This window comes from Microcoleus sp. C2D2 (genome assembly GCF_036702495.1).
In the GTDB taxonomy this organism is placed as follows: domain Bacteria; phylum Cyanobacteriota; class Cyanobacteriia; order Cyanobacteriales; family Microcoleaceae; genus Microcoleus.
Genome location: NZ_JAUBTO010000059.1, coordinates 19,788 through 44,090 on the forward strand (window position 1 = coordinate 19,788; position 24,303 = coordinate 44,090).

A 24,303-nucleotide genomic window follows, 5' to 3' on the forward strand; every position below is an offset into this window, starting at 1 on the left:
AAGAGACATAGGAATAATTCCGATGCTAACAGAATAGATAGTGCCACCAAAATTGATAGAATTCATCTGCGTTAATCTGTGTTTATCTGCCCTCATCTGCGGTAAAAAAAAAAAAGAATTTCTCGGATCGCAGATGACAAGGGATTGACGCTGATTCACGCCCTTGTCGAGAAGAGAGACCTGATTAGCGCCGTCCTGACGTCAACGAATTGGAATTTCGATGATAAATTCAGTGCCTTGACCGGGTTCCGAGAGGCACTGCAATTTGCCGTTGTGTTTTTCAACGACAATTTGGTGCGAAATTGATAAACCCAAACCTGTGCCTTTGCCTACGGGTTTCGTGGTAAAAAACGGGTCAAACAAACGCACGATCTGATCTTGGGAAATGCCCGAACCGTTGTCTTTAATCCGAATGCAAATGCGCTTGTCATCAATCGTTTCTGTGTGAATCGTAATAGTAGGACAGGTAGAATTTTCGGTGTCTTGTGCTTGGCTGCTGCTTTCTTCCAAGGCGTCGATCGCATTTGCCAATACATTCATAAATACCTGGTTTAACAGTCCGGGATGACAGTTTATTTCCGGCAGATCTCCGTATTCTTTAATCACTTTAATGCCCTGCCAGTTGGCCTTGGCTTTCAGCCTGCTGTTCAACATTAACAAGGTACTTTCTAAACCTTCGTGAATGTCGGCAGTCTTGATTTTCGCTTCGTCAGCCCGCGAGAAATTGCGCAGAGTTTGAATAATTTCTACAATTCGCTCGCATCCTGTATGCATCGAATTGAGCAATTTTGGCAGGTCTTCTGCTAGAAATTCTAAGTCTATATCATCGGCTTGTTGCTGAATTTTTGCTGGGGAATTTGGGTACTCTTCTCGATAGGCTTGCACGATTTCTAACAAGTCGAGAACGTAGCCTCGGACGTGGCAGAGGTTGCCAGCGACAAAGCCAACTGGGTTGTTAATTTCGTGGGCAATTCCTGCTAGCACCTGTCCGAGGGAAGACATTTTTTCGGTTTGTACTAACTGCATTTGAGTTTGCTGCAATTCGTGCAAAGCTGTTTGCAGTTCTTGGGATTTTTGGTGGTCGCGAGCGGCGGCGGCGGCCCGTTCTTCCTCGACTCCGATCGCCCCAGCAATAATTCCGATCAGCTTGCAGTCGGCTTCTGTGGGCGCGATCGGGTCGGTGTAGAGAACGCACATCGCACCCACGTAATTGTCGCCCTGGCGCACTGCTTGTCCCAGATAGCTTCGCAGTTGGTAGCGGATGACAGCGGGATCGATTTGGCCGTAGATCGTGTTGTGCAAGTCAGGAATGGCGACAGCCCGATCGCTTCCTTTCCTGCATACGTCGGTGCAGATGTGGCCCTCGGCGCCATCGACCAGCGGGTAGTCCGGCGGCACTTGCCAAGTCCCGATCGCGCGCAGCAGCCCGTCACCGACGCGGCTGTAGATGGCGCAGCTTCCCTCCAAAAGCTCGCCTGCTAAAGATGTCAGGCGCTGGATGTTGTCAGCGGCCTCGGTGGTGAATCCCAAAAAGCACTCGTTGATTTTGCTGAGGCGGTACTCTGCTTGCCTGCGCGCCGTCATGTCGCGGGAGTTGAGCACAATTCCGTTCACAGCGGGGTCTGCTAGCAAGTTGATGCCGACGCCTTCGAGAAAAGACCAAGAACCGTCAGCGCGCCGGAACCGACCTTCTACGGCGATCGGAGCGCCTGGATTTGCGATCAGTTTTTCGAGGTAGGATATCACCGAGGCAAGGTCGTCAGGGTGGATGAAATCGAGGACCATTTGACTAGCGAGTTCCTCGGGTTCGTAGCCCAAAACTCTTTTTACAGAAGGGCTTTCGTAAACAATGCCACCGCTTTCGTCGAGAATAGTAATGATGTCGGAACTGTTGAGAATCAGCGATCGCCACTTAGCCTCATTTTGCAATAAAGCTAACTGGGCTTGTTTGCGGTCGGTAATATCCTCTACCATTTCCAAAATAAACTGTGGCGTTCCCTGACTGCTGTCGATGACAGAGGCGCTGAGGCGTGCCCACCTGATGCTGCCGTCTTGGCGGAGGTAGCGCTTCTCGATTTGGTAAGCTTCGCACGATCCCGCGGCCAACTGTTGGCGCAACTCGCGATCGGCTTGTACGTCTTCCGGGTGCGCGCATTCCTCGAGGTCCATACCCCGCAGTTGGGCTTGCGAGAGCCCCAGCATAGCTTGAAATGCCGGATTAGTGGCGATCGCCATACCTTCGAGGGTAGCGACTACCATGCCGATCGCAGCGCGTTCAAAAATTGCCCGAAACCGCTGTTCGCTGTCTCGCAAAGCTGCATCCGCTTCCACTTCCTGGGTGATGTCCCGCCCCGCGACTGCCAAACCTTTGCGCGAACCGTCGGGGTTGAACAGCGGCACTTTCCGCACTTCAAACAAATTGCTGCCGCCTGTGGGCAAGGGGACACTTTGGCGGCTGGAGGTGAGAGTGCCTTCTTGCCAGGTTGTTTCGTCGGTTTCCTGCCAAGTTAGCAGGATTTTTCTGACTCTCGGATCCGCGGCGGCAGCGAGTTCGGCAGTAGTTTTGCCCTGGTAGTCTGCTGTTTCCCAGCCCAAAAGTTTGAGGGCGTAGTCGTTGGCAATCAGCCAGCGCCCCTCGCTGTCTGTGAGGTTGATCGCGTCGGGCACGGCGTCGATCGCGGTTTTCAGCCAGTATTCTTGATTTCGCAGGGCTGCTTCGGCTTCTTTGCGGGCGGCGATTTCGGCGACAGTTCCTTCGTAGTAAAGGAGTTCGCCGCCTTCGCCGCGGACTTCGCGCACGTTTTCCGAGATCCAGGTAGTGCTGCCGTCTTTGCGGCGGACGCAGGACTCAAACTCTTTCAGGGAGCCACTTTTGCTGATTTCTGCAATGAAGCAAGCGCGGCGGGCGCGATCGGCGTAAAGGTTTTTTGCCGAACATTTTGCGATCAGTTCTGATGGGGAATCGTAGCCGTACATTCGGGCGAGTGCCTGGTTGGCGCTGAGGTAGCGCCCGTCTGGGGTGGTTTGAAATATGCCTTCGGTGGCGTTTTCAAAGATGCTGCGGTATTTTGCCTCGGCTTGTTTGAGGGCTTCTTCTGCTTGGAAGCGATCCGTGATATCAGATTGGACGCCGATGAAGTGGGTGACTATCCCGCTGCTGTCGCGCACGGGCGAGATGGCGAGTTCGTTCCAGAAGGCGGTGCCGTCTTTGCGGTAGTTTTTCAGAACTACTTTGCAGTCCTGTTGTTCTTTCATGGCCGCGCGGATTTGCTCGACGGCAGCGCCATCGGTATCCGGGCCTTGCAGGAAGCGGCAGTTCTGCCCGATTATTTCGCTCCGATCGTAGCCTGTAATCCGCTCGAAAGCCAGGTTGCAGTAGACTATGGGCTTGTCCGGCCGGGTAGCGTCCGCGATCGCGATGCCGTTGGTGATAGCTGCCAGCGCGCGATCGTACAGCCGGAATACTTCTTCTATTAAATTCGGTGCATTGCCACCAGTGCGAGTCGGCGATAGCGTTTCAGAAGGAATGCTTATATCGATCTGCATGAGTTTCTATAGATTGAGTTTATTTTCGATCCAGACTGGCAGCAGACCCTAGATTTTAACAGAATTGCCCTGTTTTGCCAAGGCAGAAGTTAGAAGGCTATCATGCAGAATTTTTGCTGTAAATTCTACCTAAAAAAAATCTGACCTCCATCATTTTTTTTTCCTTCTGCCTTGTGCCTTGTGCCTTGTGCCTTCAAATGAATCCTAACTGTTAATTTATAATAGTTGTAGTCGCAATAACTCTATCTTTGGTATGGTTTACTTTGCCGGGTTTAGGCGGCTTACAGGTTCGCGCATTTATTTTTTCACTTAAATCAAAATTATAGAGCGTCCGGCTCTCTTGAAAAAATTTTAATTAAAGACTTTTGAGTTAAATGATTCAAACTTTTCTAAAAAAAAGCGATAAAAAATTAATTTTTAACGAGCGCAGCAAGTTCGGAAATATCGTCGATCGCGAAAGTCGGTTCTAGGGCGAGACACTGAGCGCGATCGCCATATCCGTAAGCCGCCCAACAAACATCTATCCCAGCATTTTTAGCAAACAGCAAATCAACCGCTGTATCGCCAACCATTAAAACTTGACTGTTATCCAATTCCGGGAACAGCGGTTTAATAATCGAGTGAAAAACAGCCGGATTTGGTTTCGGGATTATTTGTCCGTTATCTCCTAAAATTAAATCAAAAAAACTGTGAATTTTCAATTTTATTAGTAACAAATTAACAAAACTAACCTGTTTGTTGCTGAAAACTCCCAGGCTCAATCCCGACTTGCTCGCCAACTGCAAGATTTGCTTTGTCCCGGGAAATAAATCTACCTGCTTTTCACCTTCAGTCCGATAATAAGAGCGGTAAGTTTCAACCCATTCGGGAATGGCGCTTTCCTCGATCGCCGGATGCAGGATTTTAAAAGTATTTGGTAAATTGATGCCGATCGTACCTATAATAGTATCAGCAGCCGGCGGGATAATATTGAAATTTTCAAAAGTTTTGGTAAAGCAATATATAATAGCTTTGTGAGTAATGGCCAAAGTGCCGTCGAAGTCAAAAATAATTAACTTGTACTGACTCATATTCCTGAAAATTTTCTAGATAGCAACCCGAGGTTTTCCATGACATAATAGCATTATTAATCTGTAAATCACCAATAATAAGTATAATTTTTCAACATTCAAGAGGTCAACATGAGTGTCACCGAAAAACCAGAAATTCTAGCAACAGATTTCCCAGACCACACTCAATTACCAGACTCCGACGGTACTTTTGTGAAAAACTTTCAAGAACATCCTCAAAGCATCCTGTTAACAACATCAATTAGACCGATTTTAGACCAAGTTCATCCCGACGGGCAATACTGCATCGGTCAAGATTCCGGTATTTATTGGCGAGTGGCCGGGCCCCCGGAACCCCCAGAAAGAGGAGCCGAAGCACCTGATTGGTTTTACGTGCCCGACGTACCGCCAACTCTTGACGGCAATCTTCGCCGATCCTATGTAATGTGGCGGGAATTAATACCGCCTCTGATTGTACTTGAATTTGTTTCTGGCGATGGCAGTGAAGAAAGAGATAGGACTCCTCGCCAGGGCAAATTCTGGATTTACGAGCGCATAATTAGACCTGCTTTTTACGGCATTTATGAAGTCAAAAAGGCACAAGTTGAAGTGTATCATTTGGTAGAGGACCGCTTCGAGTTAGTCCCACACAATCAGCGCGGACATTACCCGATCGCACAAATAGGAGTGGAATTAGGCATTTGGCAAGGGGTTTATCAGGGCGTAGAGCTGCCTTGGCTGCGCTGGTGGGATGCTTCCGGGAATTTGCTGCTGGCGGCCGAGGAACGGGCAGAACAAGCCGAATTGGCGGCAGAAAGAGAACGACAAAGGCGCATAGAAGCTGAGTTGCGAATTCAAGCTTTAGAAGCGCGTTTGCGAGAGTTAGAAGGCGAGTAATTCGATTTTAGATTTTAGATTTTAGATTTTAGATTGGGGATGACTGATGATTATCGGGGTTGGGATATTTATAAGTCATTGGCAATTATTCAATTCTTCAATCAAAAATCTAAATTCCCCTCAGTTGCAGGTTCCGGTAGGGACACGGCTATTCACTGTCCCTAGGACATGTGCTGTAAAAACCCGATCGGCTAGCAGCCTCCTCAGAAACGATATAAACATTCATCGGTTCTCAGCGAAAATTTGCGTATATTAGCTTAAGTATTGCATTACTTTTTGTGTAAGTCCTATGGCACTAATTGTTCAGAAATATGGCGGAACTTCGGTTGGTACAGTCTCGCGCATTTTGGAAGTAGCCCGACGAGTTGTAAAAACAGCACAGCTCGGCAACTCTCTCGTTGTCGTACTTTCGGCGATGGGGAAAACCACCGACGGTTTAGTTAAACTCGCCAAGGAAATTTCCCCAAATCCCAACAAGCGGGAAATGGATATGTTGCTTTCCACTGGGGAACAAGTCTCGATCGCACTTTTGAGCATGGCATTGCAGGAAATGGGACAGCCCGCAATTTCCCTCACCGGCGCCCAAGTTGGCATTGTCACCGAAGCCGCCCACACCCGCGCCCGGATTTTGCGAATCGACCCTTTGAGGCTCGAAACCCAGTTAAAAAGCGGTAAAGTCGTTGTGGTTGCGGGTTTCCAAGGTATCGCCGATGCCGGAGAATTGGAAATTACCACCTTGGGGCGTGGCGGTTCCGACACAACAGCAGTTGCCCTCGCCGCAGCGCTGCGGGCCGACAGGTGCGAAATTTATACCGACGTGCCCGGAATTTTGACTACAGATCCGCGCTTGGTTGCCGACGCCCAATTGATGGACGAAATCACTTGCGACGAAATGCTGGAATTGGCTAGTTTGGGCGCAAAAGTCCTGCACCCGCGCGCGGTAGAAATTGCCAAGAATTACGGCGTGCCGCTGGTAGTGCTTTCTAGCTGGAGTGACGCCCCCGGTACGCGGGTAGTGTCCCCACCCCCGCAACCTCGGCCTTTGGAGGGCTTGGAGCTCGCAAAAGCGGTGGATGCGGTGGAATTTGACTTAGATCAGGCGGGGGTGTCGCTACTGCGTTTGCCCGATCGCCCGGGAGTAGCAGCGCGGTTATTCGGTGCGATCGCCCAACAAAACCTCGATGTAGACTTAATTATCCAGTCAATTCACGAAGGAAATACTAACGATATTGCCTTCACCGTCACGCGAAAATCTCTCCAACAAGCCACCGCCGTTGCAGATGCAATTATTCCCACCCTCGGCAAAAATTCTCGCCCAGAATTGGGAGAACCAGAAGTGAAAGCAGAAGAGCGGCCCATAGCTAAAGTTAGCATTGCGGGTGCGGGAATGATCGGTCGTCCGAGGGTAGCGGCGCAGATGTTTAAGACTTTAGCGGATGCGGGAATTAACATTCAAATGATTTCTACATCCGAGGTGAAAGTTAGTTGTGCGATCGATGCCGAAGATTGCGATCGGGCCGTTGCCGAACTCTGCAAAGCATTTAATGTCGCCAACTCCCCTATACGGCTGCATTCATCATCCCAAAAACCCCCCACCGTCCGCGCCGTTGCGTTGGATCTCAATCAAGCGCGTCTAGCAATTCGCCAATTGCCCGATCGACCCGGAGTAGCAGCAAAACTGTTCGGACTTTTAGCCGAAGAAAATATCAGCGTAGACACGATCATTCAGTCGCAGCGCTGCCACAATATCGACGGCATATTAACTCGCGACATTGCATTTACCGTAGCACAAATTGACGCCGAAGCTGCTAAAAATACCCTCCAAAAAGCCGCCCCAGAATTCGGATGGGGCGAAGTAGCAGTCGATACAGAAGTTGCCAAAGTTAGCGTTGTCGGTTCCGGGATGGTAGCCAATCCGGGAGTAGCCGCAAGGATGTTTGAAGCGCTTGCCCGGCAGCAAATTAACATTCAAATGATTGCAACTTCCGAGATTAAAATTAGCTGCGTTGTGGATGAGGAACAAGGCGTAACTGCTTTGAAGGCAATTCATGCAGCCTTTGAACTTGCCGGCACTGAAAAAATCCAAGTTCCCGCCTAATACTTGTTGGTAGTAAGGATGAAGAGTCCTAATAATGTAGGGTGGGCAAGCCCCACCTTACCGAATTGCACAGCATTAGGCTGTGTTAGCCTAAAATGAGCGATCGACTTAAGGAATTTAATCTTATGACTGTAGCAAAGGAACAGATTACTGATAGCAGTAGCAATAGCGGTTTATTGAATTTCCGAATCACGGTCGAACGTCCGATCCAACTTTTAGATTTAGAAGAAGAGGATGAGTAGGGAATTTTAAGACCAACTGAGTATGCTTTTAGGACAGCGATGAAATTTGTTCTTGAGGTCTACGATAGCATGGGAAACAGTTTTTCAAAATCTCTACGGGTACAGATGACCGAGGCAGTATTAAACTTGCTTGGCAAAATATAAATGGCGATCGGAAAGTACGCTTATTCTGCCCGCACTCTTCTGATGAGAAAGCTTACATTTATCATATGAGTGGGGAATATGGCTCGAAAGAATTACTTCAGCGGTAATATTAGTCGATCGGCTAAAGTGGTTTAATGAAGGATGAACGATAAATACTCTCGGAGTGTATCAGAGTTTGATAAATTACCGGACCATACTATAGCACCATCTACTCAACACCCAGTTTTTCAATTAATTCATTCCACTTGAGCTTGTGAACAAGCTGCAATTCTGTATCAATACCGACCAGAGTAGAGTAATTACTCACAAATATTTCTAAGGAAATCAATCTTAAGTAATATTGAATGGTGGGAATTACTCCATTAATTATTATTTGACAGCCATGCTCTTCTCTAACTTGAGATATTATGTTGTTTATTTCTTGAAGTTCAGAGACTTTAATATCCTTACACGAAAGTATATAGTATCTTTTCGGATTAAACCTGATAATTTTTTCATAAGCTACTCGCACAATTGTTAAGTCAATTTCCCGATCGAGCTTTACTTCAATAGCTTCACAGATTTGCCCTTGTTCGTCAAATATTTCTATGTCGCCTGAACTTCTTGAAGTCAAGTCAGATGCTGTGTGACTGCCTAAAGGTGCTAAAATACAGTTTTCATATCTTTTAACTTCGTCCAAGAGAGACTTATACATGGCATAGATAGCTAGAACAGGCAACTTTGAGCCACCGCGAACTTTGTATTTAGTAGAAAAATGCTCCTCCAGGCAAGAAACTATACTCAGTATGTTCAGAGTGTCAGGATTAACTAATTTGGCTACGTTTACAATATTTTTAGCTTGTACTTCAATAACTTTATTCAATATCAATCGCAGCACCTTATCTACCTGTTCAGGTCTGCTTTGAATATAATCAATTATACTTAAAAATGCTTTTTTTACTGCCTTGTTGCTTATTTTGCCCTGGTAGTCTAAATTGTACGGGTACGGTTGTTCTAAAGACCTGGTGAGCCAACCGCTTTCAGCCATAGATGGAAGTCCCAGTTCTTTTAATGTAGGTGTAATATATAGAGTGTCAATAGTTCTTCCCGAAAAACCACCCTCCATACTACTCTGATGTTTTCTGATGTCCTGTTCAGGGGATAAAGACTTGTGAGTTAGAAGAGTAACCAACACGGTATAAACGCCCTTTTGTTTGTATGCTTGTTCACCAATTAGTAAAATATATCCAAGGTATTGTTGAGGAATATCCTTGATATCAGCAATTGAAAAGGACAAGCTGTATATATTCTTCAGTTTTTCTTTGTGGTTCATTTGGCTCATTTGACAATAAATTTTGACTTAATATTTCTTTGGCGATCGCCTCCACCACCGGTACACAAACCGAATTCCCAATTTGCTTGTAACTTTCCCCCGCACTCGGATAACTTTTAAAATCCTCAGGAAAACCCATAAGACGGTAACATTCCTTCAGCGTCAACTTTCTCACCATATCTTGCTCAGGAATGTAGATAAAAAACCTGCCAGATGTTTCTTGCGAAGGAATTGTTGGATGCACTCCATCTACCGAATAAATGCGATTAGGCTGTCTGTGAACTCTCGATAAATGTTCTGTATTCGGCCTCACGCCAGTTTTCCAAGTACCTTTATTTCTGTAACCTACAAACAAAAGTCCCGAATCTTGCTTTCTCGGAGACTCAATTAAAGTATACTCGGATTTATCCAATATTTCAAAATCCCCTGTCTTGTCTAGAAATTCCCTGAGTTTTGGAGTCAACTGGGTTTTAAGCCGAGAAAACTTGAAGGGTTTACCTTTAGTTGCAATAATAAATATTCTTTCACGATGTTGAGGAATTCCAAAGTCTTTAGCATTCAGCATTTTGTAACTCACGCTGTATCCCAAATCTTCAAGACTGGCAATAATTACTTTTAAGGTATTTCCCTTATCGTGATGGATTAAGTGCTTAACATTTTCGAGAACGATAACTTTAGGCTGCTTGATTTTGATAATTTTACAAATATCGAAAAATAGCGTGCCTCTAGTATCTTCAAAACCGAGCTTTTTGCCGCAGATGCTAAAAGGTTGGCACGGAAACCCGGCCACTAAAATATCAAAGTCTGCTAAATCGGCGGGATTGATGTTACTGATGTCGGCAAAAGGAACCTCACCGAAATTTACTGTGTAAACTTCTCGGCATTTGCTGTTAATTTCGCAGGAAAAAACGCATTCAAAGCCAATTTTTTCAAAACCTTGTCTGAAACCTCCTATTCCCGAAAACAAATCTATAAATCTCATCTACAACTTAATCCCAAATATTCTTCAACCCCATGATAACATATTTTGTTTCTCTCTCTTCTTTGACTCTGCGTTCTCTGCGTTCTCTGCGGTTCATTCTATCAATTTCAACAAGTGTTGCTACAGTCCTCAATCTTATACCAATCATTAAAAGTCGCAGAAGCCCTCGCCGGACTTAGCCTGGGCCGTGTCCCCACAGAGATCGCGTAGAATGTCGATCGCCCGAAACTTTCCCCCGCATTCAACCAACCAACCTGCCAAACTTGTCCCGCAGCCGACTAAACTAGAAATAGCAGAACAAAATACAGCTATTGTTTACTTCGTTTTACCAACCATGAGTCAAACCTTGGAAAACCTCACCGCAATCGATGACAAGCTATCCAAACGCCACATCGACCTCGATCCGGGCGGCTACTTCATCATCTATCTCGATCGCGAAACCAGCTTAATCTGTGCCAAACATTTTACCAACATCATCGACGATCGAGGCCTCGCCGTCGATCCCGAAACTGGTAAACCCATCCCCGCCCGCGGCAAAGTAGAACGCACCCAATCCACACTTTTTACCGGCAGAACCGCCAAAGAACTTTGTGTCAAAATCCTAGAAGAAACCCGCCCCAGCCCGGTGACAATGTTAGATCACGCGGCTTATCTGGGACGGGAATTTGTACGGGCAGAGATTGCATTGTTGAGCGATCGAGAATACGTTCAAGATTAGTGCAGCCCTGCCCTATTTTCTTGACAAAACGGCAACCGATCGGATGCAAGCAGCACCGATTACGAAAAACCTTGATACCAGAAATAAGTCACCATCGGAATCACTGTCGCCAATACCAACAGCACAACCACAACAACTGTGGCATTGCCTTGGTCTGTTTCTTCAGCTTTTTTAAACGTGCCTTCAACTTGAATGTTGTCAACAACTTCAGGAGCACCCGGATCCGGTTCGCCCGACAAAACAGTTGCAATGCGCGTACTTGCAGCCGCAAATGCCTCGTTGTATTTATTGCCTTCCCGCAGCGGCACTTGCACGGTTTCCCCAGCCACACTCTGGGCAATTTCATCGGTTAGCAGGGATTTCACCCCTTCCCCGGTCCGAATTGCCGCACTGTTGGTAACAGTGTCGAGAACGAGTAAAATTTGGTTAGCCTGGTCTTCTTTTGCGGGAAACCACTGTTCAAACAGTTGGTCGGTGAAAGTGGCAGTCGTTTCGCCGTAGTCTAAGCGGTGGAAGGTGACAAACCTGACTTGTTTCCCTGTTTGGTTTTCCAGGTTGTCGAGCACGCTGCTGATATTGCTTTCGCTGCTGCGGCTGAGCACGTCGCCTTTGTCGAACACCCAAGTTCGATCGCCCGCCGACAACACCGGCATTTCGTACACGCCAGTCGCCAATGCCGGCAATACCGCCATCTGGGATGCGATTAGGGCGATCGCGATCGCCGCCGCCAAAGGTTGGAGATATTTTCTCCAGCTAAGTAATTGCTTCGGGAGTCTAGTCATGAGGTTAACCGTAAAACTGACTTTTTTCCAAAAATACTATAGAAACCCCCGTAAAATTCATTTTATGCAGGGCAATATTTACAATTAGCCCGCCCGTGGAACTCCCCGCCCGATTATTTTAGGATTCTAACTATGGAACCAGCAGACACTTATAAAGGTTGGATTATTCAATCTCAGAAAGTCTTCTACGTCGAGGTTTGGGATAGCCGCGGCAACCGCCACGTCGCCGTCCAAAATGCCAAGACAGAGGAGGAAGCTTTGGAATTGGCCAAAAAGTGGATTGACAAATATGAGTCAAAACCCGGAAGAATGTCGATCGACGTACCCCATCCTTTCGGAGACATGATCGATATGCCATTTTAACTCACTTGACTGTTAACTGTTAACTGTTGACTGTTGACTGTTAACTGTTGACTGTTAACTGTTGACTAATGACTAATGACTAATGACTAATGACTAATGACTGTTAACATTACAGCTTTTAGGGTGCTCTGCTAGAGACAAAACACGAGAAATGAGGGGAAGGGACGCACCCAAAGACTGTGCCTGTTGCGTCCCGGAGTACATTTGTCATGAGATACAATTACGAAATTCCTCGCAATTTCCGCGTATTTTCTACCAAACTCCGAGCAAATTCGTCGAACCTTTCAGACAGTTTTTCATCCAACAATTTACCATCAGGACTAAAAGCTTTCCAAGCTTGTCCGATCGCAATTTGTTCGGGAATTACCCAAGCGTGCACCCATCTCAAAATCACGCGCAAATCGTTGAGTGCGTTGCTGTTAACTTGCCCTCCCAAAACGCTAATCGCACCCGCAACCTTCCCGTCCAAATGCTCAAAACTCATCAAATCCAGGGCATTCTTGAGAGCACCGCTGACGCTACCGTGATACTCCGGCGTTGCCAAAATCAAGCCGTCGGCTTGCTTAACCGCATTCTGCAGCTTGTCCACATCCGGGTAATCGATATAATTATCCTCGCCGTCGCAGAAGGGCAGCTTGAGCGATCGCAAATCGAATATTTCCACTTCCGCGCCTAGGGCCTCGGCCCGTTCTGCTACCACCTTCAACGCTAACTGGCTGTAAGACCCAGCCCGCAAACTTCCACCAATGCCGACAATTTTTACCATAAAACTTAAAAACAATAACTGCTCGACTAAAACGTACTCATTACGACTATGATTAAGATAGCAAGTTCGATCGGCACCTGTCAAGTAAACTACTCCACGCATAGAAGGCGCGGGCTTTCAGTAGTCCCGCGGGTCTGCAATGCTGCAAAACAATACCGAACCTCCGAGCGAATTTAGTGCCCCTCCAAGAACAGAAATATTCATCGCACCATTCAAATCTGAATCACCAGGGCAGCCCCAATGCCCACTTTTAAAGCTCTTACTACTTCTGTAGGATTTACCGCTAACAGGGTGACAACTCCCACCGTCAACCGCTAAAAGCGGTCTGACGGGGCCTTCTCAAATTCACAAATGAGAGTTCTTGTCTCACAGGCTGTCTGCTGACTAAGCCTCCACAAGCAGCAAACGGTTGTCCTACCGTCCGTTTAAGTATGTTCAGTGAAGCGTTTAAATCTCTGTCCAAACAAACCGAACAATTGGGGCAATTATGAATACGAACAGACAGGTCTTTAACAACTATTTCTTCACAATTAAAACAATCACTACTAGTGCCTTTAGCATCTACTTCTTGGGTATGCTTACCGCGTCTTACCGCTACTGCTTGCAATATATTCAAGAACGTCCGCCATGCAACATCGAGTATTGATTTAGCTAATCTGGTTCTAGCTAGACCCTTGATATTCAATTTCTCGAATCCAATCAGATCGTAAGTTGTACATAAATAATGAGCTACAGAATAATGAAAATCTTTGCGTTGACGGGCAACATGCAGATGCAACCTAGCAACTTTATTCGCTTGTTTTTGATAGTTGTTAGACCCCTTGGACTGTCTGGCTAACTTGCGTTGTCTCCGTGCTAGAACAGCTTGAGCCTTGCGGTAAGCTGTGTTGCATCTAGATTGCCTATGGTATTAGAGAGGGAGAGGGGGTGAAGGGGAGAGGGGGAGAGGATTTGACGATTTTTGATCGGGACTCGAAATATACAATTTAAATGCACAACAGCTTAGAACTGAGGAACGGCAATTGCTTCAGCGTCACTAGTAGTTAGAAACTTTTCTAATCCAACATCAATTCCCACCGCCGATTTAATTTTATCAACAGGTAAGGAAGTCGGTACTGTGTTATCTTCAAGTGCGAAACTTACATACCAACCATCAGCTTTGCTAACGATTGTTGCTTGTTTAATATCGAAACCGTCGGGTATCGGACGGTGCAAGATTACGGGGATTTCACCAATTTTAGATAGCTTTAAAGTGCTACTAGTTAAGTGCGCTCCGGCTTTGGCAGAATTGACTCTGGTCCATGTAATCGAACAAATATCACCCTATTTCTTAAACCTGGGTTGACCGCCTCTCTTACCGCTTTTATCGGGGACTAACCATTGTTTCCAAGCCTTATCCAACCGCATTAAATTTTGCTGTTTGCAGTCAGCACAAATATCTTTATAGTCAGGAAATAATGATTTTATTTCCTTTAAATTGGCAGCTTGTCAATAGTAATCAACTCGTGCAGTCATCTCACCAATTGGCTCACTTATCAGACTGCATCTATCGATTGAAGAGCGGGTGCGACGAAGGTAATCTAATCTTTGTCCAAGAGGATAGTTCCAATGCCGACGCAACAATTCACCCGAGTGGCTCAAAGTCGCCGCCTGTTCTTGGTTTGGTTGCAATCGGTACTGATAAGTGAGTAAGCTGTGTTGCATCTAGATTGCCTATGGTATTAGAGAGGGAGAGGGGGTGAAGGGGAGAGGGGGAGAGGATTTGACGATTTTTGATCGGGACTCGAAATATACAATTTAAATGCACAACAGCTTAGCATAGGATTATATCATGCTTAGTGCTATGAGCTATAACAAAGGCTACCGTTGCGTATATTCGCTTAATATTCACAAGCGTGCTAGTGACAAAGTACCGAAAAAAGGTCATCAACCAAGAAATTCTTTCATAGGCTGCATGAAATCCTTGCCAGCAATGCGTGAAAAGTGGGCTAGCAAGTTAACAGATTTCAACGGTGAACCAGACCGCGTTCACAAGCGTCATTGACTTCCCGCCAGATGTCGAGAAAAGCGACGCTTGTCAACAACCTTAAAACCATTTCAAGTCTATTAATTCGCAAGGAATTTGCTGATATTGTTAACCTGATTTACAGTAAACCAGCGTTCTGGACGGGTGCCTATTTCGTTGCCAGTTGTGGCGGCGTTACGGTTGAACAAGTTAGAAAATATGTCGAAAACCGGAGTGAGATCGCAGAGTAATTGTCGGTTCGTCACCCACTCCACTCACTCTTTGAGCTGTCAAAGTTGTTCGGGGGTGGGATTCCTCACCGACCTGCTATCCCCCTCGCCACCAACCGCGTCTAGCGGTCTGGTGGGAGTACCCCGCAGTTTAGATGGGTAGGGACGGGTGAGAGCTCCCGGGCCCGCTCAGCGAAAACAGGCTCGGATCGTTGACGACCGGCTATTTTGAGGAGTCTTTTGAGATGCCAGCCAGAGATCGACCCATTCAACACCCGCCCTCTTGTTAAAATAAATAAAGGTAGCAAACCAAAAGCGGTCAATCTTGGCACTCTTCAACCTTGGGCAAAGCAATATGAAAAATTCTTGGAAACAGGCATGGCTGGGGCATCTAGCTGTAAACAAAGACAAATCGATCCCGCAGAATCCTAAAAAATCAATTCCAGGACGGAATCTTTGGCGCATCCTGGGCAGTTTGGTGATTTCTCAAGGAATATTGCTCTCGACCCCGGTTTTTGCCGAGAGCACGCCAAAGACCATGAGTTACAGCCAACTGATCGAGAACATAGAAAAAGGGCAAGTCACTAAAATCGAAGTAGACGAAATCCAAAGAACTGCCAAAGTTACCCTAAAAAATCAAAAAAGCGCTCCCGCCCAATCAGTTACTCTCTTCGACTACAACAACCGAGAACTGTACTCGCAAATCCGCGCCAAAAAGATTGACTTTGAAGTCAAACAAACAGCCGACAACGCCGCCGCAGTCAGTTTAGTAGTAAACTTGCTAGTGATTTTTGCTGTGTTGGCAGTGTTGATGGCAATCCTGCGCCGATCGACCCAATCTCAAGGAAATGCCATGAACTTCGGCAAATCCAGAGCCCGTTTCCAAATGGAAGCCAAAACCGGCGTGATGTTCGACGACGTAGCAGGCATCGAAGAAGCTAAGGAAGAACTTCAAGAAGTCGTAACCTTCCTCAAAAAGCCCGAACGCTTCAACGCCATCGGCGCCAAAATTCCCCGAGGAGTTCTGTTAATCGGGCCTCCGGGAACCGGCAAAACAATGCTGGCAAAAGCCATCGCAGGCGAAGCAGCCGTCCCCTTCTTCAGTATCTCCGGTTCGGAATTTGTCGAAATGTTTGTCGGAGTCGGCGCCTCCCGCGTCCGCGACTTGTTCCGCAAAGCTAAAGAAAATTCGCCCTGCATCGTCTTCATCGACGAAATAGACGCCGTAGGAAGGCAGCGCGGCGCTGGTATCGGCGGCGGCAACGACGAACGCGAACAAACTCTCAACCAGTTGCTGACAGAAATGGACGGCTTTGAGGGTAACAGCGGCGTGATTGTGATTGCAGCTACCAACCGCCCCGACGTGCTCGATACCGCCCTGCTGCGGCCCGGCAGGTTCGATCGGCAAGTAACGGTAGATTTGCCCAGTTACAAAGGGCGTTTAGGGATTTTGCAAGTTCACGCGCGCAACAAAAAACTCGACCCAGAAGTTGCCCTCGACACGATCGCCCGCCGCACTCCCGGCTTTTCCGGCGCCGACTTGGCAAACTTGCTCAACGAAGCAGCTATTCTCACCGCGAGGCGTCGCAAAGACACGATTACTAACTTAGAAGTTCACGACGCGATCGACCGGATCACGATCGGGCTTACGCTCAACCCGCTGCTCGACAGTAAGAAAAAGTGGATGACAGCATACCACGAAATTGGACACGCCCTAGTCGCGACAATGCTCAAAAATGCCGACCCGGTTGAAAAAGTAACGATTATTCCCCGTTCCGGCGGCATCGAAGGCTTTACTAGCTTTGTGCTTGACGACGAAATGCTCGACAGCGAAGGTTTGAGGAGTCGGGCTTTGCTGTTAAACCGAATTAAAGTAGCTTTGGGGGGACGGGCGGCGGAGGCAGAAATTTATGGCGATGCTGAAATCGACACCGGTGCCGGTAGCGATCTCAAAAAAGTTAGCAGTCTCGCGAGGGAGATGGTAACGCTTTATGGAATGTCGGATTTGGGGCCTGTGGCTTTGGAAAGTCCGAACAATGAGGTGTTTTTGGGTCAGAACTGGAATTCGCGATCGGAGTATTCCGAAGAAATGGCAATCAAGATCGATCGGCAAGTCCGGGAAATTGCCTTTGACTGCTACGAAGAAGCTCGCCGGATTATCCGCGAAAACCGCGCTTTGGTAGACAAACTTGTCGAAGCGCTGTTGGATGAAGAAACGATCGACGGCGACGAATTCCGCCAAATTGTCGAGCGGTACACCGAGTTGAGCAAAAAAGAGTTGGCCCCAACGTAAAGAGTCATTAGTCATTGGTCATGAGTTATTAGTTATTCAAGTTTGTAGTGAGGACTTTATTCCTCATTATCGAAAAAATAAGGACTTTAGTCCTTACTACAAACCAATAAAAATGACTCCTAACTAATGACTAATGACTGCTAACTAATGACCAATTAAGATTGTTGGGAGTACATTTCCCGCAATACCAAAGCCGGGTCTACCCAGCGACCCTCGTACTTCAATCCCCAGTGCAGGTGAGGACCGGTCGTGCGCCCGGTCATCCCAACTCTGGCAATTCTCGCACCGGCCGGCACAGCTTGACCCTGCCAAATTTGCAGCCCGCCTGCGCGATCGATATAATAACGCCCGCCGTTAGCTGTTTCCACCCGACCTCTGAGGTGACAGTAGATGTGTTCCCAATTTCCCGATCGCACCACCATACCAGTGCCGCACCGGCCATCTTCCCAAACTTCGACAATTTGCCCGCCCCACCAATTGCGGATATAGCTGCCTTCCGGGGCGGCCAAGTCCAAACCGTAATGAAAATCTCCGCCACGGGGGCCGAAGGCGGAACTGTAGGCTTCAAAATTTTCGACGGGAAAAGAAGCTTCTTGCCACAAATTACCCGTCGCTACTCTTCTTGGTAAGCCTGACTGAGCTTGGACCAACTGCTGCTGCAAATAAGGGCCGATCAAAACAATGCCGATCGAAAGTGCCAGCAGCAGCATCTGTCTAAGACGAAAAAAGCGTTTTCCCGTCAGCGGGCCTCTAGAGTCTTGCACGATTTTTTTCACGGCAGAAAGTTGAATGTATTTGCGGGTGTGCGTTGTCGGCCCAATTCGCTGCAAGATTGCCTTCGTCAGCTCTACGGGCCAAACGAATCAGTTGACCAACGTGTATCTTACTGCATACACAGCCGGTGTCAAGGCTTCGGGTTAAATGCTACGGGTATGCGAATGTCATTGGGTCCAGGAATTTCTGCAGCCCTTGAATTCGATCGAGCTTTTTCTTGACACTATAGTTAGTTCGGGGATTTTGGAGGCCGTCTGAAATCTCAAATTCATCAGAAAATTGGGTAGAAACCTCGTCCTTTTAGGACGGCTTTAGATTACAATATAATTGGTCAACGACCCACCCGAGACGATGGATCACACAGCCTATACGAGCGAAGTTCAGCCTTGTGCTGGCGGCGAAGCAAAATCGGTAGACCGGGAAAAGAGGATAGGGCAATGGTAAACATCCCTAGAATCAAAACTACGAAGAATTCCGTTTGGTATTCGACACGTAAAAACCGCTTTCTCTTGCGGGGTTAGTCTGTGGAGCGAACATAAGACCAAATCTCTTTTAGGGTGGAGGCAGTTGCGAAGAAGCAGAAATTCAAATCGTGAGGTTTGGGAATCCCCCTACCTTCAGGTCGGGGTGGATGTCAACACAAACATCAAGCAATGCTTACTGAAATTTTTCCTTTTAGTTTTGCCATAGACGCAACTGCGATCGCCGGTGCGTCTTTGTGGTCTTTGGCCCTCTATTGGGGCCTGTCGCCCCTCACTGAATGGGTAATCCTGCAACTCAACCGCTGGATGAATTTTGCTGAGAGATCCCTCTACACCTCGGAAGCCGAGTTTGAAAGAACCCGCGAAGCCAGAGAAGCTCAAAATGCCTTTTACGCTTCGCTGTTGAGCATTGTGCCCTTTTTGATTGCGGGCGGATTGTGCAATTGGGGCGTTGAATTTTCTCTGGGTACTGGTTGGGCGGTATCTATGGGTACGATCGCCTGTATTGGCGGCGGCGTTTACGAACTCGGCCGCCGAGACGGTCAATCTTAGGCGATTTTAGATTTTGGATTTTGGATTTTGGATTGGGATTGCTCAAGAGATTCGGGGATTTGCCAGCCTCTAAAATGGATGATAATCTCAAATCCAAAACTCCAAGTCTCAAATAAATTTGACTTTATAATGTTAATAGATTTGTGAGAGATATTTTTTTTATGAACCGCAGAGGGCGCAGAGGACACAGAGAAAGAGAAGAAAAGAGAAAGGAATAGAAGAGAATAGATGGTGTTCATATTTCTTCTAAGGCTTGCTAGACTGGTCAATCGATTTGAGATTTGAGATTTGAGATTTGAGATTTGAAGAAAGCGACCCCACTGATAAATCCGGGGGCTTGTACCCTGGCTGCTTTGGGTCATCAAACAATCTTCATAATATATTTCAACCGTAATTTGACTCAGGATGTTTGCCTAAAAGCCGCAGTTGCCGTTCAGTAGCGGTAGCGATAATTTCGGGGTTAAACTGCCACGGCCAAGGCGAAAATTTCTGCGCGATGTTGCGGTGGGAATAATGCACTTGCAGTAAGTAGCGAGTTCCATCTGTTGTCGTATTTTTGCCGCCGGAATGCCAAATTTCACTGCGGAAAAATAACACATCTCCTGCTTTGCACAAAACTGGTTCTGCGGAGTGTCCGTTCCAAGTTTCTTCCCCGCGCTGTGGTTTTCGACCAGATTTGTGACTACCAGGAATAATGTAGGTAGGACAGAGGTCTTCTGGGATGTCGCTGAGATAGAAATGGGCTGTACAAATCCATACTGGCAGTTGAAAAGTGCGATCTGCAAACACGCTTTCGGGCATGGGTACAAACACCTGATCGACGTGGACGCGCCAACCATCATAACCGGGCCCGCTTTTCCACGCAGTCATGCCGATAATATGGCACTGGCTGCCCATTAATGCTTCGGCTAACTCAATTATACCCGGTCGATCGGCATAGGAAAGCCACAGCCGATCGCGATTAAAAACGCACTTAAAATGCTGGTTCAATTCACTCCAACTGCTACCATCGAGTCCGAAGGGTTCCAGGCGATCGAGGGCTTCCCTGGTTCGGGCCACTTCGGACCGACTGAGTACACCGGGAATCAGCGCAAAACCATCTTCGCGCACCGCTTCTACCGCCCCTGCTGTGTCGAAAATATCATATGTCTTTTGCCGATAGCTGAAAACTTCGCTTAACGTGCTTGCGTTCATAATTCAAATTTGAGTAAAATTATTCACTGTTATTAAATTAACACTTCGCACAGTTTAAGAGGTGGCGCGCATGGGCGAGAAACCCGGTTTCTACGAAAATTTTGCGATTACTAACGAGAAATCTACGAATAAACCCGGTTTCATCAGTCAGCGTGCGACTGTAATAGTCATTGATGTGTAAGTCCTGTCTGGTATAATTGACACTTCTCATTTGGGGATAAATCAAATGAAATACCAACCAGAACCAACATCATTAAATCAAGCCCGCGCCGCCTTCCAAAAAATATGGGGATACGACGACTTTCGACCACCGCAAGGAGAAATAGTTAGCAGTTTATTAGCGGGAAAAGATACAATTATAATTATGCCGACAGGTGGTGGCAAATCAATCTGCTTTCAACTGCCAGCTTTGTTACAAACAGGCTTAACTTTGGTAGTTTCGCCGTTAGTCGCCTTGATGGAAAATCAAGTGCAAGAATTGCGAGCTCGCCATCTTCCCGCTTCCCTCCTCCACAGTCAATTGCCAACACCGCAGCGCCGACAAACTATGCAAGCGCTGCAACAAAACAAATTAAGATTGCTGTACCTGTCTCCTGAAACATTACTCAGTAAACCAGTTTGGGAAATTATCAGTCAGCCACACATCCAAATCAACGGTTTAATATTAGATGAAGCTCACTGCTTAGTGCAGTGGGGTGATACTTTTCGACCAGCTTACCGCCGTTTGGGAACAGTGCGGCCGGCTTTGTTGAAAGCTAAACCAGCAAATAGTAAAATTGCGATCGCAGCTTTCACCGCTACCGCCAACCCGAAAGCACAGCAGACAATTAAAAATGTCTTGCAACTGCAAAAACCCGAAGCCTTTCTGCTAAGTCCCTACCGTTCTAACCTGCACCTGCAAGTGCAGACAGTCTGGACGCCGAGAGGACGCAAGCAGCAATTATTAAATTTTATCAAAGACAGACGAAAACAAGCAGGTTTAGTCTATGTCCGCACTAGAAAAGATAGCGAAAGCTTGGCGGATTTGTTGGAATCAGCAGGTTATGAAACAGCAGCATATCATGCAGGTTTAAGTCCAGAATCACGACGAAAAATAGAAAAAGCTTGGCTGAACAATGAGCTTAAATTTGTGACTTGTACCTCAGCATTCGGTATGGGAATTAATAAGCCCGACGTTCGGTGGGTTGTTCATTTTCAAGCACCTTTGCTATTATCGGAATACATTCAGGAAATTGGTAGAGGCGGACGCGACGGCAAATCGGCGATCGCCCTGACATTGATTAGCGAACCGACGGGTTTGCTTTATCCCGAAGATAAACAAAGAGGGCAATTTTTTCAAGATAAATTGCGATCGCAATACCGAGAAGCTCAGCAATTAGCCAAAAAATTACCAGTTAAAGGTCATATAGAAGCAGTTTCCCGCGAATTTCCCGAAAGTGCGATCGCCCTTTCAATCTTGCACAGCAACGGACAATTAACATGGCAAGATCCTTTTAATTATGCGATGGACAAATCCGCACAGCAAAAAGCGGAAAAATCCAATTTTACCGCCGCTGAGGAAATGGTAAAATATTTGAAACATCGGCAGTGCAGGTGGCAATTTTTGCTGCAAGCTTTTGGGTTTGCAAATGAGGCGAAATCTATGCAGTGCGGCCACTGCGATAATTGTCGGTGAAACCAGTATCTTATATCTTGAAAGATGTAGATTGCGATTTACCGCGTTCGTGGGGGCGGGTTTACGAGATTATTGGTTTTAAGGCAATTATTATGGGTGAAACCCGCCCCTACAGGATATGTACTGCATACAAATCGATCGATTTTAAATTAGCGATTACCGATTACCATAGAAAGTAAATGATAGAAACAGACACTGCGGCACAAATTTACACAGTAGAAAATACAGAGGAATTCGATCGCAGTAATGTCAATCAGCGATTAGATATTTGGCTGTCAAACCAGATACCGGACTTATCCCGATCGCGAATCCAAACCCTCATATCACAAGGTAACGTCAAAGTCAACGACGAAACCTGCACCTCGAAAAAAATATCCGTAAAAACGGGCGATCGCATCCACCTCACTTTACCCGAAACCCAGCCCACTTCCTTGCAGCCGGAATCAATTCCCCTGGACATCCTCTACGAAGACGACAGCCTAATTATTATCAACAAACCAGCCGGATTAGTCGTCCATCCAGCCGCCGGACACCAAGACGGTACATTAGTCAACGCTCTGTTAGCGCACTGTCCCCTAGCAGAAATAGGCGGAGTTCAGCGGCCGGGAATCGTACACAGATTAGACAAAGATACAACAGGTGCGATCGCGATCGCCAAAACCGACATAGCCCACCAACACCTGCAAGCCCAACTCAAAGCCAAAACCGCCCGCCGCGAATATTTAGGCATAGTTTACGGCGTTCCCAACACCGAAACAGGCACAATAGACCTACCCATCGGCCGCCATCCCACAGACCGCAAAAAAATGGCGGTAGTACCAGTAGAAAAAGGCGGTCGCCCCGCAGTTACTCACTGGACAATGAAAGAAAGAATCGGCAACTATTGCTTAATGCACTATCAATTAGAAACCGGCCGCACCCATCAAATTCGCGTGCATACAGCGGAAATAAAACATCCGATTGTTGGCGACCCGATGTACAGTTCCAACCGTTCTATCGGCGTCAATTTAACCGGACAAGCCCTCCACGCATGGCGGCTGACATTGCAGCATCCCGTAACTGGAGAATTAATAGAGGCGATCGCACCTTTGCCCGATCAATTCAACACCCTGCTAAAAATATTGCGGTTGCGGGCTAATATTTGATAATTGGTATAGCAGTCGCCAAAGCTGTTATGACAAGTCGCCATCAGGCGTTGAGAATTTTATCTACCTTGATGGCTTTGTTCAACATTCCCTCCAGGATATTGTTTCTACCTTAACTTTTTTTAATAGCACAAGTATCCCTTAGATGCTAGTGCAAGTCGGGGATGGTACTGCTGTGTGCAAATTTGTTGATGTCCAACATATCACTGTAGCCGTTTATCTCATTTCTCCCACTTTTATCTACTCCTCTAGATGCGATCGAGTTCTTGCAACCCTGACACCAGATTGCCCAGTTCCATGACGTAAGCACCCCTAATCTTCTGTTTGTTGCTAAAACTCACCTTGCCATCGCTAAATACAACTACTGGAATGACCTTGGTTAACTTCTTAGCTTTTTTGATAGCCGTAACTTGTTTGGTAATCTGTGCCAGAAAATCTTTCTCAAAATCTCTCAATTTCCCGTCGTAAGATTGACGCTTGAGCACATCCCCCTCCAACAGAACTACGGTTGAGTGAGACTTCACATCAATGATAAAATTGACTCCTTTAGGCGATCGCAGCCACACATCGATATCGCCTACTTGCGGCAATCTTAAATTGTACTCAGCTATCCATCCAGATTCGATTAGGGACTCCAAAACTTCCTGAATCTTTTCTTCACCACAGGCCCCTTGGTCAAATCTCTGAGACGACTTCCAAAACGTTTTCCCGTCCTCAATCAACGGAAGGGCGATTAATGCCCCTATCACAAGAGCTGCAACCAGAAATAAAAATAAAGGAGCAAAAGGTGCTACCGCGTATACCAGCAGTGGCAACAACACCAACCCTGTTGCCGCACCGTACCTGTATAAGGCTTTGGTACGAAGCTGTTGAGCATGGCGACGCAATGGTTTTCCAGCACCTTCGTTATATTGCGGCTGCATAAATGCACCTATGCACTTATAGTTGACAATGAGAAAAGGTCGAATTATTTTTCTTCCTAATGACTAATGACTAATGACTAATGACTAATGACTAATGACTAATGACTAATGACTAATGACTAATGACTAAT

The 24,303-nt window shown here is 46.8% G+C and carries 19 protein-coding genes and 2 pseudogenes; 9 read left to right on the plus strand and 12 right to left on the minus strand.

All coding sequences use genetic code 11. From position 1 onward, the window contains the following. Positions 1–201: 201 nt before the first annotated feature. Positions 202–3,546, minus strand: a complete 3,345-nt coding sequence (locus QUB61_RS19490) for a PAS domain S-box protein (protein WP_333132725.1) — start codon at positions 3,544–3,546, stop codon at positions 202–204. Positions 3,547–3,956: 410 nt separating this feature from the next. Further along, positions 3,957–4,616, minus strand: coding sequence for an HAD family hydrolase (locus tag QUB61_RS19495; protein ID WP_333132724.1), 660 nt, complete (start codon positions 4,614–4,616; stop codon positions 3,957–3,959). A 111-nt stretch (positions 4,617–4,727) separates the two neighbouring features. Between QUB61_RS19495 and QUB61_RS19500 the strand changes: the two genes are divergently transcribed. Both QUB61_RS19500 and QUB61_RS19505 read left to right on the plus strand, forming a co-directional pair. Next, positions 4,728–5,492 carry a Uma2 family endonuclease gene (locus tag QUB61_RS19500; RefSeq protein WP_333132723.1) on the plus strand — a complete coding sequence of 255 codons (765 nt, stop codon included), beginning with the start codon at positions 4,728–4,730 and terminating at the stop codon, positions 5,490–5,492. Between the two features lie 289 nt (positions 5,493–5,781). Continuing rightward, a complete protein-coding gene (locus QUB61_RS19505) occupies positions 5,782–7,590 on the plus strand; it encodes an aspartate kinase (protein ID WP_333132722.1) in 1,809 nt (602 codons plus the stop codon). 594 nt (positions 7,591–8,184) lie between these two features. Here the strand turns inward: QUB61_RS19505 and QUB61_RS19510 are convergent. Together QUB61_RS19510 and dcm are read right to left on the minus strand one after the other, a co-directional pair. Next, complete coding sequence (locus QUB61_RS19510) at positions 8,185–9,288, minus strand: hypothetical protein (protein WP_333132721.1); 1,104 nt, start codon at positions 9,286–9,288, stop codon at positions 8,185–8,187. Next, complete coding sequence (gene dcm, locus QUB61_RS19515; protein ID WP_333132720.1) at positions 9,233–10,270, minus strand: DNA (cytosine-5-)-methyltransferase; 1,038 nt, start codon at positions 10,268–10,270, stop codon at positions 9,233–9,235. The genes QUB61_RS19510 and dcm overlap by 56 nt, the downstream gene beginning before the upstream one ends. A 334-nt stretch (positions 10,271–10,604) precedes the next feature. Here dcm and QUB61_RS19520 point away from each other — a divergent pair, with 334 nt between their 5' ends. Beyond that, a complete protein-coding gene (locus QUB61_RS19520) occupies positions 10,605–10,988 on the plus strand; it encodes a DUF4346 domain-containing protein (protein ID WP_333066492.1) in 384 nt (127 codons plus the stop codon). A 59-nt stretch (positions 10,989–11,047) separates the two neighbouring features. Here the strand turns inward: QUB61_RS19520 and psb32 are convergent, their stop codons facing one another. Continuing rightward, positions 11,048–11,770, minus strand: a complete 723-nt coding sequence (gene psb32, locus QUB61_RS19525) for a photosystem II repair protein Psb32 (RefSeq protein ID WP_333132719.1) — start codon at positions 11,768–11,770, stop codon at positions 11,048–11,050. Between the two features lie 132 nt (positions 11,771–11,902). On the opposite strand from psb32, the gene QUB61_RS19530 reads away from it, so the two are divergent. After that, on the plus strand, positions 11,903–12,133 hold the full coding sequence (locus tag QUB61_RS19530; RefSeq protein ID WP_333078017.1) for a hypothetical protein: 231 nt from the start codon (positions 11,903–11,905) through the stop codon (positions 12,131–12,133). A gap of 220 nt (positions 12,134–12,353) precedes the next feature. On the opposite strand, the gene QUB61_RS19535 is transcribed toward QUB61_RS19530, so the two are convergent. From QUB61_RS19535 to QUB61_RS19550, 4 genes and pseudogenes are all read right to left on the minus strand, one after another. After that, on the minus strand, positions 12,354–12,899 hold the full coding sequence (locus tag QUB61_RS19535; RefSeq protein ID WP_333132739.1) for an NADPH-dependent FMN reductase: 546 nt from the start codon (positions 12,897–12,899) through the stop codon (positions 12,354–12,356). Between the two features lie 307 nt (positions 12,900–13,206). After that, a pseudogene (locus QUB61_RS19540) lies at positions 13,207–13,770 on the minus strand (RNA-guided endonuclease InsQ/TnpB family protein); the annotation flags it as partial. Positions 13,771–13,901: 131 nt separating this feature from the next. Beyond that, entirely contained in the window at positions 13,902–14,114 is a 213-nt protein-coding gene (locus tag QUB61_RS19545; protein ID WP_333132718.1) for a hypothetical protein, read from the minus strand. Between the two features lie 273 nt (positions 14,115–14,387). Then, positions 14,388–14,603, minus strand: a complete 216-nt coding sequence (locus QUB61_RS19550) for a helix-turn-helix domain-containing protein (RefSeq protein WP_333132717.1) — start codon at positions 14,601–14,603, stop codon at positions 14,388–14,390. Between the two features lie 127 nt (positions 14,604–14,730). Between QUB61_RS19550 and tnpA the strand changes: the two are divergent. Continuing rightward, positions 14,731–15,155, plus strand: a pseudogene (tnpA, locus tag QUB61_RS19555) (IS200/IS605 family transposase). A gap of 334 nt (positions 15,156–15,489) precedes the next feature. Next, positions 15,490–17,427, plus strand: a complete 1,938-nt coding sequence (ftsH, locus tag QUB61_RS19560; RefSeq protein WP_333136519.1) for an ATP-dependent zinc metalloprotease FtsH — start codon at positions 15,490–15,492, stop codon at positions 17,425–17,427. 155 nt (positions 17,428–17,582) lie between these two features. On the opposite strand, the gene QUB61_RS19565 is transcribed toward ftsH, so the two are convergent. Next, positions 17,583–18,137: a M23 family metallopeptidase gene (locus tag QUB61_RS19565; RefSeq protein ID WP_333136521.1), complete on the minus strand. Its 555-nt coding sequence runs from the start codon at positions 18,135–18,137 to the stop codon at positions 17,583–17,585. 717 nt (positions 18,138–18,854) lie between these two features. Between QUB61_RS19565 and QUB61_RS19570 the strand changes: the two genes are divergently transcribed. Next, complete coding sequence (locus QUB61_RS19570) at positions 18,855–19,235, plus strand: hypothetical protein (protein WP_333136265.1); 381 nt, start codon at positions 18,855–18,857, stop codon at positions 19,233–19,235. A gap of 384 nt (positions 19,236–19,619) precedes the next feature. Here the strand turns inward: QUB61_RS19570 and QUB61_RS19575 are convergent, their stop codons facing one another. Next, positions 19,620–20,429, minus strand: coding sequence for a phytanoyl-CoA dioxygenase family protein (locus QUB61_RS19575; protein ID WP_333136267.1), 810 nt, complete (start codon positions 20,427–20,429; stop codon positions 19,620–19,622). Between the two features lie 226 nt (positions 20,430–20,655). Between QUB61_RS19575 and QUB61_RS19580 the strand changes: the two genes are divergently transcribed. Continuing rightward, the gene (locus tag QUB61_RS19580; RefSeq protein ID WP_333136269.1) at positions 20,656–22,104 is read left to right on the plus strand and encodes a RecQ family ATP-dependent DNA helicase; all 1,449 of its coding nucleotides are present in this window, start codon (positions 20,656–20,658) and stop codon (positions 22,102–22,104) included. A gap of 179 nt (positions 22,105–22,283) precedes the next feature. After that, positions 22,284–23,249 carry an RluA family pseudouridine synthase gene (locus QUB61_RS19585; RefSeq protein ID WP_333136271.1) on the plus strand — a complete coding sequence of 322 codons (966 nt, stop codon included), beginning with the start codon at positions 22,284–22,286 and terminating at the stop codon, positions 23,247–23,249. A gap of 248 nt (positions 23,250–23,497) precedes the next feature. On the opposite strand, the gene QUB61_RS19590 is transcribed toward QUB61_RS19585, so the two are convergent. Next, positions 23,498–24,172: a nuclease-related domain-containing protein gene (locus tag QUB61_RS19590; RefSeq protein WP_333136273.1), complete on the minus strand. Its 675-nt coding sequence runs from the start codon at positions 24,170–24,172 to the stop codon at positions 23,498–23,500. Between the last annotated feature and the right edge of the window lie 131 nt (positions 24,173–24,303).